This window comes from Pseudomonadota bacterium, from assembly GCA_039815145.1.
GTDB lineage: Bacteria > Pseudomonadota > Gammaproteobacteria > Steroidobacterales > JBCBZW01 > JBCBZW01.
The window spans coordinates 16506-34617 of the sequence record JBCBZW010000001.1 but is presented as its reverse complement, the minus strand read 5'-3'; the positions used below and the strand labels follow the sequence as shown (position 1 = coordinate 34617).

Sequence of the window (18112 nt, the reverse complement as noted above, 5' to 3'; positions counted from 1 at the left end):
GCGTCATCGTGCGCACCCTGGGCCGGATCGTGATCCCCGTGGCGCAATTGTTCGGCTTCTATGTGCTGGTGTTCGGGCAGTACGGGCCCGGCGGTGGCTTCGTCGGCGGGGTGGTGCTGGCGGCAAGCATGATTCTCGCCATTCTGATCTTCGGCGTGGACGCCGATGACAGTCGCCTGGCGCGGGCTGTGCTGCATGGCGACGGCATCGGCCTACTCATCTTTGCAGGCGTGGGCGGCTTGTGCCTGATCGGCGGCGGTCAGTTCCTGAACTACGCAAACCTCGAGGTGCCGGGTCTGGACGAACCTTCCCGCAGGTACCTCGGGATCTTGTTGACGCAGATTGGTGTGGCCGTGGATGTCGCCGTGACCGGCGTGTCGATTTCCATCAGCTTGGCCTCAGATGATGAAGATGAGGGCGACGGCGCGGATGAGGTTTCCCATGTTTGAGCTCCTTCAGGCCTGGTTGCAGCGGCCGAACTTCATTGTCTTCGTGATTCTGTTCCTCTGGGGCCTCTACATCATGGTCGTGCACCCGAACCTGGTGAAGAAGCTGATCGGGCTGTACATCCTGCAGACCAGCGTGATTTTCTTCCTGGTGGCCTTCAGTGCAAAGCAGGGCGCCACGGTGCCGATCGTAAGGCCCGATTCGGTGGTGAATGCCATCGAGTACGCCAACCCGCTGCCCCACGTGCTCACGGTGACGGCCATCGTGGTGCAGGTGGCCACCCTCGGTGTGTCCCTGGCGTTGGTCTCCCTCGCCTACCGCAAGTACCGCACGCTCGATGAGAACGAGCTGCTGCAGGAGGCCGAGTGAGCGAGCATCTGCCCATACTGCTGTTCCTCGTGCCGTTCTTCGCGGGCGTGGCGATGCCGCTCGTGACCACGAATCGGCGCGGCTGGTGTCAGCCAATCGCGATCGGTGCGGCCGCGCTCATGGTGGTGCTGGCCGTGATCAACCTACGGGTGGTGTTGAGCGAGGGGCCGATCGAGTACGCGCTCGGCGGCTGGGGGGCACCGATCGGCATCGCCTGGTTGAACGATTCGCTCGCCGCCTTGGTGGTGCTGACCGTCAGCGCGGTGGCCTTCCTGACGCTCCTCTACGGGCGCATGGCCTTCTCCTCCCGCTTCGACCGGAGCATGACCCACTACACGCTCGTGCTGTTGCTGATCACGGGGCTGGTCGGGATCGTATTCGCGGCGGACCTGTTCAACCTGTTCGTGTTCCTGGAGGTCTCGGCCATCGCGGCCTACGCGCTGGTCGGCGCGGGCGGCGGCAAGGGCGCTGTCTACGCATTTCGCTACCTGCTCCTGGGCTCACTCGGGGCGACCCTTTACCTGCTGGGCGTCGGCCACCTCTACGTGGCGACGGGCACCCTGAACATGGCGGACCTTGCCACCCAGCTTCCCGAGCTGATCAACTCGACGGCTGTGGCCGGTGGCCTGATCTACATCTTCCTCGGGCTGTCGATCAAGATGGCCCTGATTCCGCTGCACGGCTGGCTGCCCGATGCCTACCAGAACGCACCGGAAACCGTGAGTCCGCTGTTGGCCTCCACGGTGACCAAGGTAGCGCTGGTGGCGTGGGTGCGAATCGAGTACTCCCTGATCCTGCCCGGCGTGGAGGTGAGCGCGGTCCCGGTGCTGGTGCTGCTGGAGGAGATCGGCATCATCGCCGCGATCGTCGGCGGCGCGCTCGCGCTCATTCAGACCGATCTCAAGCGCATGTTCGCCTACGGCGGCATCGGCCACGTGGGGTTGATCCTCTTGGGTGTTAGTCTCGGCAACGCGACGGGCTTCGCGGGTGGGATCTTCTACCTGGTCAACGACGCGGTCATGCAGGGAGCCCTTTTCATGATCGCCGGGGTGCTGGCGCGTAGCCACGGCGTGCGCACGCTGGACGACCTGCGCGAATCGGGCAGACCGTCGCCCTGGTTGACGGCGTCTCTGATCATCGTCGCGGTAGGAATGGTCGGCCTGCCCCCCATGGGTGGTTTCTTCGGCAAGTGGAACATCGTGTTGGGCGCCCTCGAGGCGGACCACTACCTGGCGGCCTTCGCCGTGGTGGCATCGACGCTGCTGACCCTGGGCTACTTCGTGAGGGTCTTCGCTGCGTGGTTCCACCGCTCGACGCCCGCCGGTGTCCAACCGCAAGCCGCCTCGGGGCTCCTATGGCCCAGCCTTGGCGTGGCGTCGGTCGCCATGATCGCGCTCGGGGTGTTCAGCGATCCCATCTTCAAGATACTGGTTGACTTCGTCACCGGTGGAGGCGTCTGACGGCCATGTCGATCTACGTCTTGATACCGTTCTTGCCCCTGCTCGCGGCGCTGGTGCTCGCCCTGTTCGGGCGTCAGCTCGAAGGGGTGGGTCACCGGTTGGTGATTCCTGCCATCGCCGTATCGTTCGCGCTGTCCGTCTCTCTATTCCTCGACGTTCGCGCGAACGGGGCGATGGAGATCACGCTTTACCAGCTGCTCGATGTGGGGAGCCTGAAGGTCGACGTGGGCTTTTTCGTCGATCAGCTCACCGTGTTGTTGTTGCTGCTGGTCACCGGCGTCAGTTCCATCGTCCAGATCTACGCGTCGCGATACATGATCAGCGATGCCCGCCACAGTCGTTTCTTCGCCCTAACGGCGTTGTTCACCGGTGCCATGACAGTGCTGGTGATGAGCAGCAACCTCCTGCTCACGTTCATGTTCTGGGAGGTCATGGGCCTTTGTTCCTACCTGCTCGTCTCGCACTACGGCGAGCGTGAGGCTGCGGCGAAGGCGGCGACCAAGGTGTTCCTGGTCAATGCCGTGGCGGACGTGGGGCTGTTCATCGGCATCATTCTCACCTTCGTGACCTTCGGCACCCTGAACATCCAGGAGATTCTGAGTCTCGCGCGATCGGGTACGGAGATTCCGACACTCTCTGTCACGCTGATCACCCTTTGCCTGTTCATGGGGGCTATGGGCAAGTCCGCCCAGGTGCCGACCCATGCGTGGCTGCCGCTGGCGATGGAAGCGCCAACACCCGTGTCGGCGCTGATCCACGCGGCGACCATGGTGAACGCCGGGCCCTTCCTGCTGGCGCGCCTGAGTCCGGTGATCGTGCTCTCGCAGAGCGGCATGGCGGTGATCGCCACCGTCGGCGCGGTGACCGCGTTGTTTGCGTCGGTCGTGTCGTTGACCCAGACGGACGTCAAGCGAACGCTCGCGTACTCCACCATCAGCCAACTCGGTTTCATGACCTTCCTGTGCGGGGTCGGCGCGTTCGTGGCCGCGATTTTCCACCTCTTGGCGCACGGCTTCTTCAAAGCGTTCCTGTTCCTGTCCACCGGCAACGTCCTGGCCTCGACCCATCGTCGCTTCGAACTCGAGGAAGAGAAGTCCCACGCGCCTTCTCAGGGGCTGTTCCTGTGGGCCCTGGTGCTCTCCGTGCTGCCCCCGTTGGTGGTGTTCTCCGGTGCCTATCGTGACCTGTGGCTCTCCCAGGGCTTTACCACGGCCGCTGTCGCGCTGTGGGTGGTAGGTAGCTGCACCGTGTTCTTCACGGCCATGTACCTGTTCAAGGGTTTCACCACGGTATTCGGTCACGGCGTCTCAGGCGTCCGCGCGGGCTCGCGGGTCACGCCTACTCCCTTCTCCACGCGACTGCTTGGCGGCATCGCGGTGGTGGCCGGCGTGGCGATCGCCTTGCTACTGGTGATCTGGCGTTGGTTCGCCGAGTTCCTATCACCCGCGGTAGGCGGTGCGCCAGCATCGCCAAGTTCGGGGTTGACCCTATGGGTGCTGGTGCCGATCGGTGTTGCGCTGCTCGGCTGGGGCGTCGCCTACACACGGCGCGATAAGGCTGGGGTGGCCGGTGGTGCCGAGTGGAAGAAGCGCCTCTACGTGTTCTTCCTCAACAAGGGCTACTTCGATGAGATCTACGAGGTGATCATCGTGCGCCCGACCCTCGGTGCCGCTCGCTGGATGTGGGCGAAGATCGATCGAGGCATCATCGATCGACTGGTGCTCTCGATGGGCGCCATCAGCCTTGGTGTCGCCCGCCGCTTGGGCGCTATCGACATGGCGGTCGACCGACAGGTGACCAACGTGGGTTCCGGCAGCGTCGGTCTCGCTCGCCGCTTGGGCGCTATCGACATCGCGGTCGACCGACAGGTAACCCGCGTCGGTTCCGGCAGCGTCAGTCTTGCCCGATGGCTCGGGCGCAACGTCGATACGGCCGGTATCTCGAAAACGGTCGATGGACTAGGTAAGGGGGTGGATGCATCGGGCCAGGCGGCACGGCGCATCGAGCCACGCACCCTGCAGCACAATCTGCTGGTCGTCGTGCTTTCTCTGATTGCTGCGTTGACCTTCTTCTACTGGATCGCGGGGTAGCGACCGACGTGAACGAATTGTTTTCAAACCACCTGTTGAGCGTAATGATCGCGGTGCCGTTTCTCGGCATGGCGGTCTTGGCATTCGTTCGCGGCCGGGTCGCGGTACTGTCGACGACGCTCGCGATCACCCTGGTGAACCTGGCGCTGGCCGTGGTGCTGTGGATCGGCTTCGATCTCACGGACCAGGGCATGCAGTTCGTCGAACGGGTCGAGTGGATGCCCACCTTCGGCATTCAGTACGCCGTCGGCGTCGACGGCATCAGCCTGTTGCTGGTGCTGCTCACCAGCATTCTGCCGCCGCTCTGCGTGCTCGGTTCCTGGGATTCGATCACCAGCCGGCTGAAGCCGTTCATGATGCTCATCCTGCTGGTGGAAGGCGCCATGTTGGTGGTCTTCACGGCGCTGGATGCCTTCCTGTTTTTCATGCTGTGGGAAGTCACGATGATTCCCATGTACTTCATGATCGTGCTGTGGGGCGGACCGGAACGTATCGCGGCCGGCATGAAGTACGTGATCTACAGTCTGCTCGGCAGCTTGCTGCTACTGGTGGGCATCCTCAGCCTATCCCTGCAGGCGGGCACCTTCGACATCCTGATGCTCGCCGAGCATGACTACTCGGCCAACTCCCAGTTCTGGATATTCCTGGCCCTGTTCCTGGGCTTCGCCATCAAGCTGCCGATGCTGCCCTTCCACACGTGGCTGCCGGATGCGCATTCGGAAGCGCCAACGGCCGGCAGTGTGTTGCTGGCCGGCGTGCTGCTCAAGATGGGTGGCTATGGCCTGATCCGCTTCTGCCTGCCGATCTTCCCCGAGGTGGCGCTGCAGTTCGCGCCGTACATGCTGTGGTTGTCGGTGGCCGGAATTCTCTACGGCGGGTACATGGCCCTGGCGCAGACGGACCTGAAGCGCCTGGTCGCCTACTCGTCGGTCTCGCACATGGGCTTTGTGACCTTGGGCATCTTCTCCTTCAGCAACGAAGGCATCGAAGGTGCAATCCTGCAGATGATGACCCACGGCCTGACCACCGGCGCGATGTTCCTGATCGTCGGCCAGCTATACAACCGCACGCACAGCCGTGAGATCGCCGACTACGGTGGCTTGTACAAGCGTATGCCCAGGTTCGTCGCGATACTGAGCCTCTTTGCCGTGGCGTCCTTCGGGTTGCCCGCCACGTCGAACTTCATCGGCGAGTTCCTGATCCTGGTCGGCGTGTCCTACGAGAACTTCGTCTTCGTCGTGCTGGCCATGGGCGGCATCGTGCTGGGCGCCGCCTACATGCTCTGGATGCTGCAGCGGGTGGCACTTGGGCAGGCGCGTACGGAGGCGGCTCGTCAGCTGACGGACCTGGATCTTCGCGAGGTGCTGACGTTGGCGCCCTTGGTGGTGGCCGTGCTCGGTATCGGCCTCTACCCGGGACCCTTGCTGGAGGCGATGGATGCCAGCGTGACCTACGTCGTCGACCGCGTGGCGGCGGTGCAGGCCGCTATTCCCTAGCGTCGAAAAGAAAGGGGGCGCCGCTCTCGCGGTCGCCCCCAGTACGGTAGTGCTGTTGCCAGTGCTTACGGCATGCGAGAGAGGGTTACGCCCACCAGCACGTTCGGTGCCTGCGCATCCTCATCGGTGAAGGCCTCGTCCTCCTGGTCCGGCCCGCCGCCGACCTGCGGGTCGAGCTCACCGTCCAGGCGGAACACCTGCACCACGCGTAGGATGTTCTCGGTGCTGGTGGCCAGGTTGTAGAAGGTCACCGTGAACACGCCCTCCGGATCCTCAGGTCCGGCGACGGGGAACACGTGCAGAATGCCTTCATCGTCGACGGCCCACTCGAACTCCGTCGGGTTCTCACCCTGGAGGTCGTAGACGCCGAAGCCACCGCCCTCGAACATGACCATCGCGGTTTCTTCACCGGCGAGGGTCTGCTCCATCCACAGGCCGAGGAGGCTCTCCTCGTCGAAGCTCGTCACGCGATCGACGGTGATGGAGAACTGATCGTCGGGATCGACCAGCAGGGTCATCTGATCCTCACCGAGGCCAGCTTCCACCTGCACGCCACCGACGTCGTCGTCATCGTCATCGAAATCGACGCGGATGACGCCCTGGTCGTCGACGGTCCACTCGCCCTCGTCCTCACCGAACTCGTAGCCGTCGAATTCACGACGCTCGAAGATCTCGGTAAAGGTGCCGTCGGCACCGAAGGTAAAGAGGCCAATCTCCTCGGCGTCGATCTGCGCGTAGGTCTTGCCCGCGAGCGCTGCCGTGTTGGCGGCGTCGGGCTGCGGACCTTCGGCGATCTCTTCCGAGTACTGCAGGGTCTCCACGAAGAGCTCGCGGTAGCTGGTGCCGTCATCCTCGATCTCGGTGGCGACCACGAGGACCGTTAGCAGGCCCGTGCTGGTGCGATCGAGCACGTAGACGGACGCCGTCTCACCGTCGGCCTCGGCCAGGCTCAGCACGCCGTTACCGTCCACGCGCCACGTGAAGCCGCCGTCCTGGAAGCCCGTCTCGAGGTCCAGCTCGTAGCCGTTGCCGTCGCCGAGGAACACGAGGGCTTCCTCGTGATCTTCTTCGAAGCCGTCCTCTTCGTCGGCTTCCTCATCTTCGAACTCCACCTCGAAGATGGTGTAGGTGCCCGGCACCGTGGCGGTGTCGAAGCCCATCTCGGCAAAGCGCATGAAGACGGCGGAGTCGGTCTGAGGACCGCGTTCCTCGGCCTCGCCGTCGGTCTCCTCTCGCTGGTCGCTGCTGTCCTCGACGGACACCTTGACTACATCACCGGACACGGCGATCAGCGTAACCAGCTGGAACTCGACGGTGCCGTCGGCAGCCGTGAACTCGATGCGCAGCTGACCGGCCTCGTTGACGGACCAGGTGAAGTCCTCGGCGTCGCTGTAGTAGTCGTCGTAGTAGTCGTAGTCATCGCCGAAGTCCTGGTCGAAGTCGCAGAACTCCTCACCGCCGGGCGGGGTGAAAGCGTCGCCTTCGTCCGTCGGGACCTCGCCGGGGGCCACGCCACCGTCATCGTTGGCGACGCCGTCATCACCCACGTCGGTGCCGTCGTCGAAGGCATCGCCGGTGCCGTCCCCGTCTTCGTCGCTGGCAACGCCGTCGTCGCCGACGTCGGAGCCATCATCGAAGGCGTCGCCGGTGCCGTCGTCGAGCGCATCGCCGTTACCATCGGCAAAGGCGTCGTCGTCGCCCTCAGGCGGGGTGGCGCCATCGGGGGGCGGGAAGCAGACGTCCGGGGCATCGCTGGGGTCGCGATCGAAGTCATCGCCATCGAATTCGCCGTCGTCGTGAAAGTCGCCGAACTCCTGGCGCAGGCCCTGGCCGCCGGCGAAGAACACGAAGACGGAGTTGCCGTCGCTCGGCATGTACACGCCGGGAACGGTGTCCTCATCCCACTCGATGGTCGCGTTGCCGTCCGTCAGCACCAGGTCGACGGCTTCGTCGAGGGTGCCGGGGTTCGTCACCTCGAGGTCTTCCACGAAGGTCGTGGTGCCCTCGGCGATCGCTTCCGCGAGTTCCTGGGTGTCGGTGATGCCCTCGGGAAGGGTCACGCCTTCGATGGCCTCGACCACCACCTTGATGGCGGCGGAGAGTTCGAGGAGTTCGTCCGCGTCCACCATCTCGGCGGCGGTTTCGAGCTCGTCGAGGTCATCGATCGTGCCGTCGTCGGTGAGCTGGGTCGCGAGCACGTACTGGGCTGTGGTCACGTTGGTGATGTCGACGGCCTCGACCACGCCTTCCTCGTTCGCCGCTTCCTGGAAGCCTTCGAAGTCATCGAGTAGGGCGGTGAAGCGCGCAGCACCGTTAGGGTCGACGGCCTCACACAAAACGAGGGCGTCCGGATCGGTGCTCGAGATTTCCACCGTGTAGGCGCCGTTGGCGTCCGTCGGGACCGGTGCCTCGAATTGCTGGCCGTCTACCGTGAGTGTCACGATGGCGTTGGCGATCGGCGCATCGGTGACCACGCCGCTCACGGTGATGGTCTGCGCGACGCCATCGTCGCTCATATCGTCACCGCCGCCGGTGTCGCCGCCGCTATCACCGCCCGTGTCGCCGCCGCCGGTGTCACCACCGCCGCCTGTATCACCGCCGCCGCCTGTATCACCGCCGCCGCCGCCGGTGTCGCCGCCGGTGTCACCACCGCCGGTACCGCCACCGCCGCTCGAGCCACCGCCGCTCGAGCCACCGCCGCAGGCGCTCAACCCGAGCGCGAGCAGCGCGCAGGTGAGCAGTGCGAGTAAACGTTGTCGCGTCATGCTTGAGTTCTCCCCTATGAGGTTTTGTCGTTCGCTTGGATCCGTGCGATGCGAACGTCTCGCTCGGGTGCGTGCGACAGTGCGGGAGAACCGGATAACCCGGAGAGCTCGGGCCTTTGGATTAGGCTCGGCGCTTTCGGCAGCTCCGCTGTCCCCACGCTTGGCGTGTGGACCGGTGGCTTTGCGACCCTGCCTCGCGACAGGTGTGCCGTTCTCGATGCGCTGTGGCGATACGCTCACATCGGATCGCCTCGAAGTATTGCCTCAGACGCTCGATGCGGGTGTGATCGCCTTCAACGGATGGGGCGTTCGTGAGATGGGAGAGACCCGAAACGGTGCACCAGCGCACAGAGCGCTTGACCTAATCATGGTGAGGCGGGGATTGCGCGGTGCCCGCGAGCGGCGGGGGAGGCTGATATCATCGTCCCCATCGGGCGCCAAGGCCCCAGAGTCGATCCCAAGGAGGGTTTGGATATGAGCGCATGGCTAACGCGGTTGCGCTTGCCGCTGCTGGTGGCGAGCGCGACGCTACTCGTCTCAGGCTGTGATGTCGGCATCAACGAGTCGGTCACCATCGGTGCCAACGAGTCCTCGCGCGGTGCCGCGGTAGTTAACGGGTCGATCGATGTTGGCGAAGACGCGGAGGTGAACGGAGACGCGTCCACGGTCAACGGCGACATCAGAATCGATAACGGCGCCAGCGTGCGTGGTGCGAACACCGTGAATGGATCTGTCAGTCTGGGCGCCAAGGCGACTGCGCGAAGCATCAAGAGCGTGAACGGCGATATCGATCTCGCGGAAGAGGCTCAGCTCGCGAAGTCGATCAAGTTGGTGAACGGGGAGATCGGACTCTCGCCTGGCGCCAAGGTGGGCGGCGACGTCGACATCGTGGCCGGTGGCGTCTTCCTGCGCGCAGCGCAGGTAGAGGGGGACGTGAGCACGGTGGTCGCCGATGTGGAGTTGGCCGAGCAAAGTGTTATCGGCGGGGATCTGCGCGTCGCTAAGCCCGACAGCGGGATGACGGATGAAGAGCAGCCGACGATCATCGTGGGGCCCGGTAGCCAGGTGAAGGGCGAGTTGATCTTCGAAGCACCCGCCCGCGTGTTCGTGAGCGAGCAGGCGCAGATCGGTGGCGTTCGCGGCGTGCTTTCGGAGGCGGATGTCGTGCGCTTTGCAGGAGAGCGGCCGCCGCCCTCCTCGTGAGGCGCGTGGGGGAGTCATCGGATCACCGTGACTCCCCCGCGATAGCTTAAGCGTCCTGTTCGGCTTTCTTCTTACCGCCGAACAAGCCGCGCGCGGCGGCGATCGCCCCTACCGCGATCAGTGCGCCGAACTTCTTCAGGAAGATCAGTACCGCCGCCAGGATGCCCTTTTTCGCCAGGGCGAAACCGGCAGCGCCTGCCACCAGTGCGCCGATACCGTAGCCGGCGAGCTTGTCACCCTCCACGTAATCGGTGTAGCGGTCGCCCTCGTTGAACTCGGCCATGGCGAGAACCGTCTCACGGCTCGCATCGATATCGGCCTTCTGCTCCATGCCGGCGATGAAGCTCAGCACCAGCACGCCGCGACGACCGAGCACGCGGATGTCGTAGTTGAGGGTGTTCTGGTCCATGCCCTCGAAGCTCAGTTCCTTCGCCCAGTAGAGCTTGTGGGCGCCGCCGTCGTAGTAGGGGCGCTCCGCCCAGCCCAGGAGGTTGACCGTGGGGTACCCCTCTTCCTGGCGGTATCGGTTGGCTTCGCGCGTCTGCTGTTGGAGATCGCCCAGGAGTTCGTCGTAGTCGATCTCGTTGGCGTCCTCGTCGGAGACGTAGCCGTCCTCCTGCCAGTCGATGGTGACGCCCCAGGAGTCACCGTCGAAGGGCGAGTACTCGGCCGGGAACAACATGCCGAGGCCCTTCTCCCCCGGCGGGTTGCCCCAGATGTCCACCAGCACGGTTTGGGCGTCGTCGGCATCCAGGTAGTAGAAGTTGTCCGGCACCACCAGGGTGGCGTTGGCCTTACGCAGGTTGATGGTGCCCGTGCGCCGGTCCAGGGATTCGAGTATCTGTGCCTTAGTGGCGAGGTAGGCGTCGATCTGTTCCGCCGACAGCCCCTCCGCTGCCAGTGCTTCGCGCTCGGCCAACTCTTGCGCGGACTGGGCCAGGACGGTCACGGGCGCTGCGGCGAGGAGCGCACAGAGGGCGAGGCTTGCGGGGCCGTGGCGCGAGGGGTGGGGCATCAGAAGTCTCCGAAGGTTGTTGTTCGAATTCGTAGGTCGAGGCTCGGCGGACTATGCCAGCAAGCGCCCCTAGCTGCCACCGCCAGGGGATCGGGGACGCTCTGACACTCACGTGGTGCGCTACCCTTGGCGGGTCACCATAAGGAAGACCGGTACCTTGCCCAAGCTTGAACTCGACGGAATCTCCCAACGCTACGGGAAGCAGATCGTATTCGAAGGCATCCACCAGACCTTCGATGCGGGCGTGCACCTGCTGAGCGGCCCCAGCGGGGTCGGCAAATCCACCTTGCTGCGCGTGTGTGCGACGGCGGAGAAGGCGGCAGGGGGCGTCCTGCGTTGGAACGGCTCGCCCCTGCCTCGGGGCCGCAAGGCCCTGCGGCGGGTCCTCGGCTACGCGCCGCAGAGCGTGGATCTGCCCCTGGACCTCACCGCGCTCGAGTTCCTCACCCACCTGGCAGCTCTGAAGGGGCTCTCGCGGGCGAGTGCCCAGTGTACCGGGCTGCTCCAGCAGCTCGGGTTGGGAGCGGATGCGGATAAGCGCATCGTGGCGTACTCCGGCGGCATGCGCAGACGCCTGCTGCTCGCGCAGGCCTTTCTCGGCTCGCCGGCGCTGCTGGTGCTCGATGAACCGACGGCGGAGCTGGACGCTGAGACGGCAGGGCAGGTGGCGAGCCTGGTCTCGGAGCGGGCCGAGCAGGCGGTCGTGCTCCTCACCACGCACCTGCGCGCCCACTTCGACGGTGTCCCCCTGGCGGCCTACCTCGTGGCGGAGCGCACGCTACGGCCCATCTCATGAGCGCGATCGGCGTACTGAGTAGCGCGCTGCGAATGGACTTTCTGCGCTATCGGCGCAGCGCCGCCCTGCTTTATGTAGCGTTAGCCACACCGATCGCGGCTCACTTCATGGTGCCCGTGACCGAGTCGGCCTATTCGGTGCTGCTGGTGAATGGTGCCGCACCAGTGCTGACGCCGGCGGTGCTCGGCTTCGAGCTCGGCATGATCACGGCGACGGTGCTCACACCTATGGCGTACATCTTCCTGCGGGCCGGGCCTACGCGCCGGCGTCCTTGGCAGGTGACCGATACGCTCGCGCACTCGCGCGTGGCCATGACCCTCGGGCAATGGGCGGCGGACAGCGCTGCCCTGTGGTTGCTGCTGGTCGGCCTGACCCTGGCCGGCGCGATCCTGATGTTCCTGCGCGCGGGCGCCCAGGTGCTGTCGTTGGTGCCGGACTTCGCCTCGATGGCCGCCTGCTTGTGGCTCACCGCGGGCCCCGCCATGGCCCTGACCGCCGCCGTGCGAACCTTGCTCGCCGCCTTGCCCTTCACCCGCGGTTGGGGTGGGGACGTCGCGTTCTTCTTCTACTGGATGTTCAGCCTTGCGCTGCCCGTCGTCCTGGTCGCGACGTCCGGTGCCATCGCCACGCCGTCCCCCCTGCTCGACCCCTTCGGCATGATCTACCCGGTGGTGAAGGCGGTGGATGTGCCGGTCATCGATCTCACGATCGGCGGAGGCCCGCCCACGGCTGAGGTGATCGCATTCGATGCGCTGGCGGGCACCCTGTCGGTTGCCTTCATCGCCTCCCGGGTGGCGTGGTTGGGGTTGGCGGCGTCGGTCGCGCTGGTGGCGGGCCTGTTGGCGGCCCCCCAACGTGTTCGCGCGGGCACGGACGCACCTGCCAGTCCCGGCCCTATCTCAACGCAGCAGATCGCCTACGCGCCGGCCTGTGCGGCCACCCTGATCCCCGTGCATCTGCTGTCCAGTCATTGGCGGCTGTTGCTGCGTCCGACGTGGTACGCAGCGGCGTTGATCGCGGTGGCGCTCGGCGGGTGGGTCTTGCCGTACCGCGAAGTCGTCGGCCCCACGCTGCTGCTGCTCACGATCTTTCCCATCTCGGCGGCCGCTGCGCGCTGGGAGGGGGGCGATCTGCCGCCGTTCCTGGATACCACGCTGGTGGCAGCGCAAGGCGGTCGGATCAGCTTTCTCCTCGCTGCCTTGCTGCTCGGAGGCGTGCTGCAACTTCCCGCCTTGCTGTCGGCCGTGGCGACCGGTTCTGCGCGCCTGTTACCACACATGGCAGGTATCGCGATTGGGGTGGCAGTCTTTTCGCTGCTCGGTGCTGTGCTCACGCGCGGCGCGGTCGCTGCCCGCCTACTGTTGCTGATCGCCTGGTACGCCTATTTCGCGTCCGCTTGACGCCATTGCATGATCGATTGCGCCGCGTAGGTCGAGCGTGGCGCCGCAGGCCCGGTAGACTCACGTCACACAACGGCTCCGCGCCTGACGGACTGTGCTTCCGTTATCACCTGGTCAGCAGCTTGCTTCGGTACCTTTCGAGGTCTGTGACTGTAGCGGTGACCAGCATGAGCAACGGGATTGCCCCGAAAAAGGGTGGGGCGGCGGCCTTCCTCCGGCGCCTGTGGGGCGGGGCAGGGGATGACAAGAGCGCTCGCCTAGCGGCACTGGATCGCGTTCAGGCCGTGATCGAGTTCGAACTCGACGGCACCATTCTGACTGCCAATGACAACTTCCTGGCGGCCGTAGGCTACACGCGGGAGGAGATTCAGGGACGCCACCATCGCATGTTCGTCGATGACGCTTACGCCGCCTCGCAGGAGTACCGCGACTTCTGGCCGCAGCTCGCCACGGGCGAGCTGAGCACGGGGCGCTATGCGCGCTACACCAAGGACGGACGCGAGATCTGGATTCAGGCGAGCTACAACCCGGTGCTGGATGCTAGCGGGCGTCCTTACAAGATTATCAAGTTCGCTACGGACGTGACCGCGCAGGTCATGTCGCAGCGCATGTTGGAAGCGGCCGTGGAGGAGGCGCAGCGGGTGACCGACGCTGCCCGTCACGGCGACCTTCGCCAGCGCATCACCCTGGACGGCAAAACCGGTCACATCGCCGCCTTGTGCACGGACATCAACCGTTTTCTTGACGACAACGCTGCCTTCCTGGGTGAGGTGGCCAACGTGTTCGCCGGGCTGTCGACCGGTGATCTCAGTAAACGAATCGAATTGCAGGTGGGCGGTGCCTACGCAGACGTGCGCGCCGATGCCAACGAGAGCTGCAAGAAGCTCGGTGAACTCCTGGCTGAGGTCAGCGAGGCGGCCGTGGCGCTAGAGGGCGCCAGCGCGGAGGCGCAGGTTGGCAGCGAGGCGGTGGCCAGCACCGTGCAGGCCATGCAGCAGATCGCTGCCAAGATTTCGGTGGTCGATGAGATCGCCTCGCAGACGGACCTGCTGGCGTTGAATGCAGCGATCGAGGCGGCGCGAGCCGGTACCAACGGTAAGGGCTTCGCGGTGGTCGCCGGCGAAGTGCGCAAGCTCGCCGAGCGCAGTCAGGACGCCTCCAAGGGCATCGGTGAACTCGCCCGCGACAGCGTGGCGACGGCCGAACAGGCGGGCCAGTTGCTGGGTGCGATCGTGCCGTCGATAAAGCGCGTCTCGCAGGTGGTGCAGGAAATCGCGGCGAGCAGTGGCCACGTCAGCGAGGCTCGAGGCCAGCGCGGCGTCGACGCCGTGCCCCTGGAGACCCACGCCGAGGCGCACCCGGCCGTCGAGCTGTTCGAAGACGAGCCTTCGCGCTCGGTCGGTTGAGCAGGAGGCGCGGGCTCAGTAGGCCGTTGCGCGTATGCGGCAGCGCAAGGCGCAATCGTTCCCATTGCTGTGCGCGCCACCTGACGAATCAGTTCGCCAAGTGCTTCGTTGCGATGCATCAGGAGTGGTGAGTCTTCTCGGAGGATCAGGCGCTTAGGAATGGTTGCAGTGCACGAGGAAAATGCGTCATGAGGCCCAGTTCTCAGTTGCGACCTTCCAAGTGGCGCCGGGGCCGAGCGGCGTCCTAGCATCGACCCCTACCCTTGCTCGGGCTATGTCATGAACCTCTTCACCCCAAGCCGTTTGAGACGCTGTTGCACGATGCTGGCGACCCTCGCCGTCGCCGCCACCCTCTCGGCCTGTGCCTCGATGGGCAGCGATGCCAGCTCACGCCGGGAAATCGTCTACGTGCCGGCGCAGGCGCAGCCGGTGGATCATGTGCGCTGGGATCACGTGCGAAACTTCAAGCCGCTCAACCAGCGCATGATTCTCATGGACGTGCGCCGCCGCCCGCACCTGCTGGTGCTGGCGAAGACCTGCGTAGGCCTGCGCCGCGACAGCATCATCGTGCTGGGGCCACGCTCCGCGCGCTTTGATCCGCAACGCGATGCGATCGGTATCGTCAACCGCGGAGCCATGTCGCGAGGCGGGCTCGGGGCGACGATGACCTGCGTTCCCGACGCCCTGTACGCCCTCGAGGAAGAGGACGTCGACGCGGTGATGGCGTCGCTCTGACCGTCACCGCGCGCTCGCGTCGCTAGTCTGCGACCGGCGCGCACTCCTGTCCGCTGCGCCACCGCCACACTTCCAAGCCCGTTCGCGGCGCGAAGGGGCGCGAGTCCTGCGCCGTGCCCAAATAGAGCTGGCCCTGAAACTCCGCTAGCGAGCGCGTGCCGATGTTGGCGCTATCGTCGAAGCCCCAGCCGAGATACGTGGCGCGCGGGCTGCCGACGAGTTCCTCCCACTGCGCGCCATCGGCGCTGCGCCACACGCCAGCGCCGGTGGGAAAGCCGAAGAAGGAAAACGCGTTCAGGGTGCCCAGCCACAGCTGGTCTTCGAAGGTGATGTAGCGCCAAGAGTAGTCGTTGCCGGGCACGCCGAAGCCGTCGGCACCGATCTTCTCCCATTGCTCGCCGTCGGCGGAGCGCCAGACCCCGAAGCCGTTGAAGGCGTTGATCGTGCCCACGTAGAGCTGATCCTGGAAGGTGTGCAGATCGACCGCCGCGCCCGTGCTCTCGTAGTCGAAGCCGCCCGGCGTTTGCGCAGTAGGGCCGACCACGCCGCTGAAGGTCACGCCATCGAAGGTCCGCCAGATCTGCAGACCATCGGCGGCGTTGCGGGTGCCGGCGTAGAGGGCGCCCTGGAAGAGCTCCATCTCGTGGATGGAATCGTTGCGAGCATCACCGAAGCCGTTCAGCACCAGGGGCTGGATGCCTTGCTCGCGCGTGCGGAAGAGCTTGGCACCGCCATCCGTGTCCTGCGTGCCGAAGTAGAGGTACTCGACATCGTCGAAGGTGGCGCAGGTGAGCGAGCGCACGCTGCGCACGGTGGGGTCACCGATGCCGCCATCGGCGGTGACGTTCCACGTGACCCCATCGGCGCTGCGCCACAGCTGCGCGCCCTCGGTGAGGTTGTCCGTGCCCGCGTAGATCGCGCCTCGGCATACGGCGAGGCTGCGCACGCCTTCGTTCTCAATGCTGCCGAGGCCGCCGCTGACCACCTGCTCCCACACGCTGCCGTCGTAGCGCCAGATCTGGGCGCCGGCCAGGCGATTGAGGGTGCCCACGTAGAGGTGATCGCCGAACACGGCCATGCTCCACGCATAGCGGTTATTGCTGTCACCGAAGCCGTCCTCGGAGACCTGCTCGAAGGGCGCGTCGCACTCCTGGGCGCTGAGAGCGCCGATGGGGGCGATCAGCAGCATCAGGACGAACGAAGCGGCCGGTGCCAGGCACCTACCCCACATGGCGCTCCCCTCGCGTGTCATCGTCGCCGAGCAGTGTCCGTACCGCATCCTGATTCTCCGGTCGTAGCAGTTTGAATAGCAGTCCGCGTCGGGCCAGATGACGCGAGACGAGATGGTTGTGGCACGCGTGGCTGTGCACCTGCACGCCCGGTGCCTGCGCCAGGTGTTGGGCGGCGTGCTGATCGCTCGCGCAGCCATCGCAATGGTGCACGTGGTATTGCGTGCGCCCGTTGTGGGTGGCGAGCACCTGGGCGAGATCGAACGAGTCCTGCGCCGGAGGGGGCAGGGCCCAGAGCTGCTCGTACCAGGCACGACCGGCGTCATCGAGCTCACGGTGGCGCTCCACGTAGGGGCGATCCAGGCAGGTGATCGGGGCGAAGGCCTGCACCGTATCGGCGCCGAGCAGGTGGCCGTAGAGCAGGGCGGCGTAGGCGCCCACGGAATTGCCGATGAACAGGGTGCGCTTCGGCGCCAGCCTGGCGATCTCCTCCTGCAGCCAGTCGAGGGCGGCGTCGAGCGAGGGGGTGGCGCGGTCGAAGCCCTCGAGGTAAGCGCGATCGTGGACATCACGGCAGAGGATACGGCTGTAGCGCAGACGGCTGGCCGTGCCCGCGAATTCGTGACCGCCCATGCCCCAGCGCTGGGCGAGGCCGGAGAACACGACGAGCAGGGCGCTCGTGTCCTCGCCGCGCTCGACGCTAACGCCGCTGATCACCGGCCAGGCGCTCGGATTTAGTAGCCGCCTTCATTGGCGAGCACATGCTCGAAGGCAGGTTGTAGGGTGCCGTCCGGCGCCAGGCGGCCGCGCGTCGAACTCTCGAGGTCGGGCCACTGGGTGATCTGCAGGCGCAGCCCGCCGACGGCAAAGTCGATATGACCCTTACCCTCGTAGTCGCCGATCGCCGAACGCTCGAGGCCCGTGTGCTCCACCAGGCGATCGACCATCTCCGCCATCTGCAGCGGGGGGGTCTCCATGTAACGTCCGATGGGGCCGATGGAGCGCAGGTGCAGCTCGCGTACGGCGCGCCGGTCCATGGCCGCGCGGAAGACGGGGCCGATCACCTGCTCGTTCACATCGCGCGCGAGGATCACCCCGAGGGAGATGTACATGTTCTCCGCACACAGGCTATCCAGGGCTGCTGCCTTGCGGTTCGCGCAGCGAAGATCATCGATAGCCTCGTAGGCGTCGTCATCGAAGCCGCCGTTGAAGGAGAGGTAGACGGTGCGCAGGCCCGCCTGCTTGAGCTTGCGCACGTAGTCACGGTTGGCGAGCTTCAGGCCGTTGGAGAGGATCATCGGCAGATGGCCCGCCTCGCGCACGCGGCGGACCAGGTCCGGCAAGTCCTTGCGGACCGTGGGCTCTGCGCCCACGAGGCGGATGTGCGTGCGCTGCGGAAAGCGCGAGATCGTGTCGATCAGCCAATCGGCATCCATGTCGGGGATGTGCCGGTTGGGGATATAGCAGTTACGGCACTCCATATTGCAGCGGTGCGTTATGTCCACCATCACCGTGCGATAGGGATTCTCCTCGGGTGAATAGACTAAGGAGGTAGCCTGATGCTCGATTGGTGCTGCCGCTTGCGCTTCCGTGGCGGACATCTTCCATCCTTGTATTTAACTTATTATTTTTGATCGGCCCCGAGCTGCCATCTCTCTGGACTATATCCAACCCTTCGGCGAGAAAGCCAATGTTGCTGTC

The 18112-nt window shown here is 65.3% G+C and carries 15 protein-coding genes and 1 riboswitch; of the genes, 10 read left to right on the top strand and 5 right to left on the bottom strand.

What is annotated here, in order from left to right:
- Window positions 1–8: 8 nt before the first annotated feature.
- Genes AAF184_00130 through AAF184_00110 form a run of 5 tightly spaced genes read left to right on the top strand, consistent with a single transcriptional unit; the run spans window position 9 to window position 5862 of the window.
- Entirely contained in the window at window positions 9–449 is a 441-nt protein-coding gene (locus AAF184_00130) for an MnhB domain-containing protein (GenBank protein MEO0420713.1), read from the top strand.
- Complete coding sequence (locus AAF184_00125; protein MEO0420712.1) at window positions 442–816, top strand: cation:proton antiporter subunit C; 375 nt, start codon at window positions 442–444, stop codon at window positions 814–816. The genes AAF184_00130 and AAF184_00125 overlap by 8 nt, the downstream gene beginning before the upstream one ends.
- On the top strand, window positions 813–2276 hold the full coding sequence (locus AAF184_00120) for a proton-conducting transporter membrane subunit (protein MEO0420711.1): 1464 nt from the start codon (window positions 813–815) through the stop codon (window positions 2274–2276). The genes AAF184_00125 and AAF184_00120 overlap by 4 nt, the downstream gene beginning before the upstream one ends.
- Window positions 2277–2281: 5 nt before the next feature.
- Window positions 2282–4366, top strand: coding sequence for an NADH-quinone oxidoreductase subunit L (locus AAF184_00115; GenBank protein ID MEO0420710.1), 2085 nt, complete (start codon window positions 2282–2284; stop codon window positions 4364–4366).
- A 44-nt stretch (window positions 4367–4410) separates the two neighbouring features.
- Window positions 4411–5862 (top strand): NADH-quinone oxidoreductase subunit M, encoded by a 1452-nt coding sequence (locus tag AAF184_00110; protein ID MEO0420709.1) that lies wholly within the window; start codon window positions 4411–4413, stop codon window positions 5860–5862.
- A gap of 65 nt (window positions 5863–5927) precedes the next feature.
- Here AAF184_00110 and AAF184_00105 read toward each other — a convergent pair whose 3' ends face one another.
- Window positions 5928–8627 (bottom strand): carboxypeptidase-like regulatory domain-containing protein, encoded by a 2700-nt coding sequence (locus AAF184_00105; protein ID MEO0420708.1) that lies wholly within the window; start codon window positions 8625–8627, stop codon window positions 5928–5930.
- Window positions 8628–8762: 135 nt separating this feature from the next.
- A riboswitch (cyclic di-GMP riboswitch) is annotated at window positions 8763–8847 on the bottom strand.
- A gap of 254 nt (window positions 8848–9101) precedes the next feature.
- Between AAF184_00105 and AAF184_00100 the strand changes: the two genes are divergently transcribed.
- Entirely contained in the window at window positions 9102–9830 is a 729-nt protein-coding gene (locus AAF184_00100; GenBank protein ID MEO0420707.1) for a hypothetical protein, read from the top strand.
- Window positions 9831–9876: 46 nt separating this feature from the next.
- Here the strand turns inward: AAF184_00100 and AAF184_00095 are convergent, their stop codons facing one another.
- Window positions 9877–10845 (bottom strand): DUF2167 domain-containing protein, encoded by a 969-nt coding sequence (locus tag AAF184_00095; GenBank protein ID MEO0420706.1) that lies wholly within the window; start codon window positions 10843–10845, stop codon window positions 9877–9879.
- Between the two features lie 157 nt (window positions 10846–11002).
- Here AAF184_00095 and AAF184_00090 point away from each other — a divergent pair, with 157 nt between their 5' ends.
- The 4 genes from AAF184_00090 to AAF184_00075 all read left to right on the top strand — a co-directional run bounded on the left by AAF184_00090 (window position 11003) and on the right by AAF184_00075 (window position 15182).
- Complete coding sequence (locus AAF184_00090; protein ID MEO0420705.1) at window positions 11003–11641, top strand: ATP-binding cassette domain-containing protein; 639 nt, start codon at window positions 11003–11005, stop codon at window positions 11639–11641.
- Complete coding sequence (locus tag AAF184_00085; protein ID MEO0420704.1) at window positions 11638–13041, top strand: hypothetical protein; 1404 nt, start codon at window positions 11638–11640, stop codon at window positions 13039–13041. Before AAF184_00090 ends, AAF184_00085 begins: the two co-directional genes overlap by 4 nt.
- A 167-nt stretch (window positions 13042–13208) precedes the next feature.
- A complete protein-coding gene (locus AAF184_00080; GenBank protein ID MEO0420703.1) occupies window positions 13209–14447 on the top strand; it encodes a methyl-accepting chemotaxis protein in 1239 nt (412 codons plus the stop codon).
- Window positions 14448–14768: 321 nt separating this feature from the next.
- Window positions 14769–15182: a DUF6491 family protein gene (locus AAF184_00075; GenBank protein ID MEO0420702.1), complete on the top strand. Its 414-nt coding sequence runs from the start codon at window positions 14769–14771 to the stop codon at window positions 15180–15182.
- Window positions 15183–15204: 22 nt separating this feature from the next.
- On the opposite strand, the gene AAF184_00070 is transcribed toward AAF184_00075, so the two are convergent.
- From AAF184_00070 to AAF184_00060, 3 genes are read right to left on the bottom strand one after another with little or no spacing between them, the layout of a single operon-like run.
- Window positions 15205–16413 (bottom strand): hypothetical protein, encoded by a 1209-nt coding sequence (locus tag AAF184_00070; GenBank protein MEO0420701.1) that lies wholly within the window; start codon window positions 16411–16413, stop codon window positions 15205–15207.
- Window positions 16403–17128 (bottom strand): hypothetical protein, encoded by a 726-nt coding sequence (locus tag AAF184_00065; GenBank protein ID MEO0420700.1) that lies wholly within the window; start codon window positions 17126–17128, stop codon window positions 16403–16405. The genes AAF184_00070 and AAF184_00065 overlap by 11 nt, the downstream gene beginning before the upstream one ends.
- Window positions 17129–17145: 17 nt before the next feature.
- Window positions 17146–18012, bottom strand: coding sequence for a radical SAM protein (locus AAF184_00060; GenBank protein MEO0420699.1), 867 nt, complete (start codon window positions 18010–18012; stop codon window positions 17146–17148).
- Window positions 18013–18112 lie beyond the last annotated feature (100 nt).

Bases quoted from the DNA above. Each gene is read 5' to 3' on its own strand.
- AAF184_00125 (MEO0420712.1), top strand. From the start codon at position 442: ATGTTTGAGCTCCTTCAGGCCTGGTTGCAGCGGCCGAACTTCATTGTC.
- AAF184_00115 (MEO0420710.1), top strand. From the start codon at position 2,282: ATGTCGATCTACGTCTTGATACCGTTCTTGCCCCTGCTCGCGGCGCTG.
- AAF184_00110 (MEO0420709.1), top strand. From the start codon at position 4,411: ATGATCGCGGTGCCGTTTCTCGGCATGGCGGTCTTGGCATTCGTTCGC.
- AAF184_00105 (MEO0420708.1), bottom strand. From the start codon at position 8,627: ATGACGCGACAACGTTTACTCGCACTGCTCACCTGCGCGCTGCTCGCG.
- AAF184_00100 (MEO0420707.1), top strand. From the start codon at position 9,102: ATGAGCGCATGGCTAACGCGGTTGCGCTTGCCGCTGCTGGTGGCGAGC.
- AAF184_00095 (MEO0420706.1), bottom strand. From the start codon at position 10,845: ATGCCCCACCCCTCGCGCCACGGCCCCGCAAGCCTCGCCCTCTGTGCG.
- AAF184_00085 (MEO0420704.1), top strand. From the start codon at position 11,638: ATGAGCGCGATCGGCGTACTGAGTAGCGCGCTGCGAATGGACTTTCTG.
- AAF184_00080 (MEO0420703.1), top strand. From the start codon at position 13,209: ATGAGCAACGGGATTGCCCCGAAAAAGGGTGGGGCGGCGGCCTTCCTC.
- AAF184_00075 (MEO0420702.1), top strand. From the start codon at position 14,769: ATGCTGGCGACCCTCGCCGTCGCCGCCACCCTCTCGGCCTGTGCCTCG.
- AAF184_00070 (MEO0420701.1), bottom strand. From the start codon at position 16,413: ATGTGGGGTAGGTGCCTGGCACCGGCCGCTTCGTTCGTCCTGATGCTG.
- AAF184_00060 (MEO0420699.1), bottom strand. From the start codon at position 18,012: ATGTCCGCCACGGAAGCGCAAGCGGCAGCACCAATCGAGCATCAGGCT.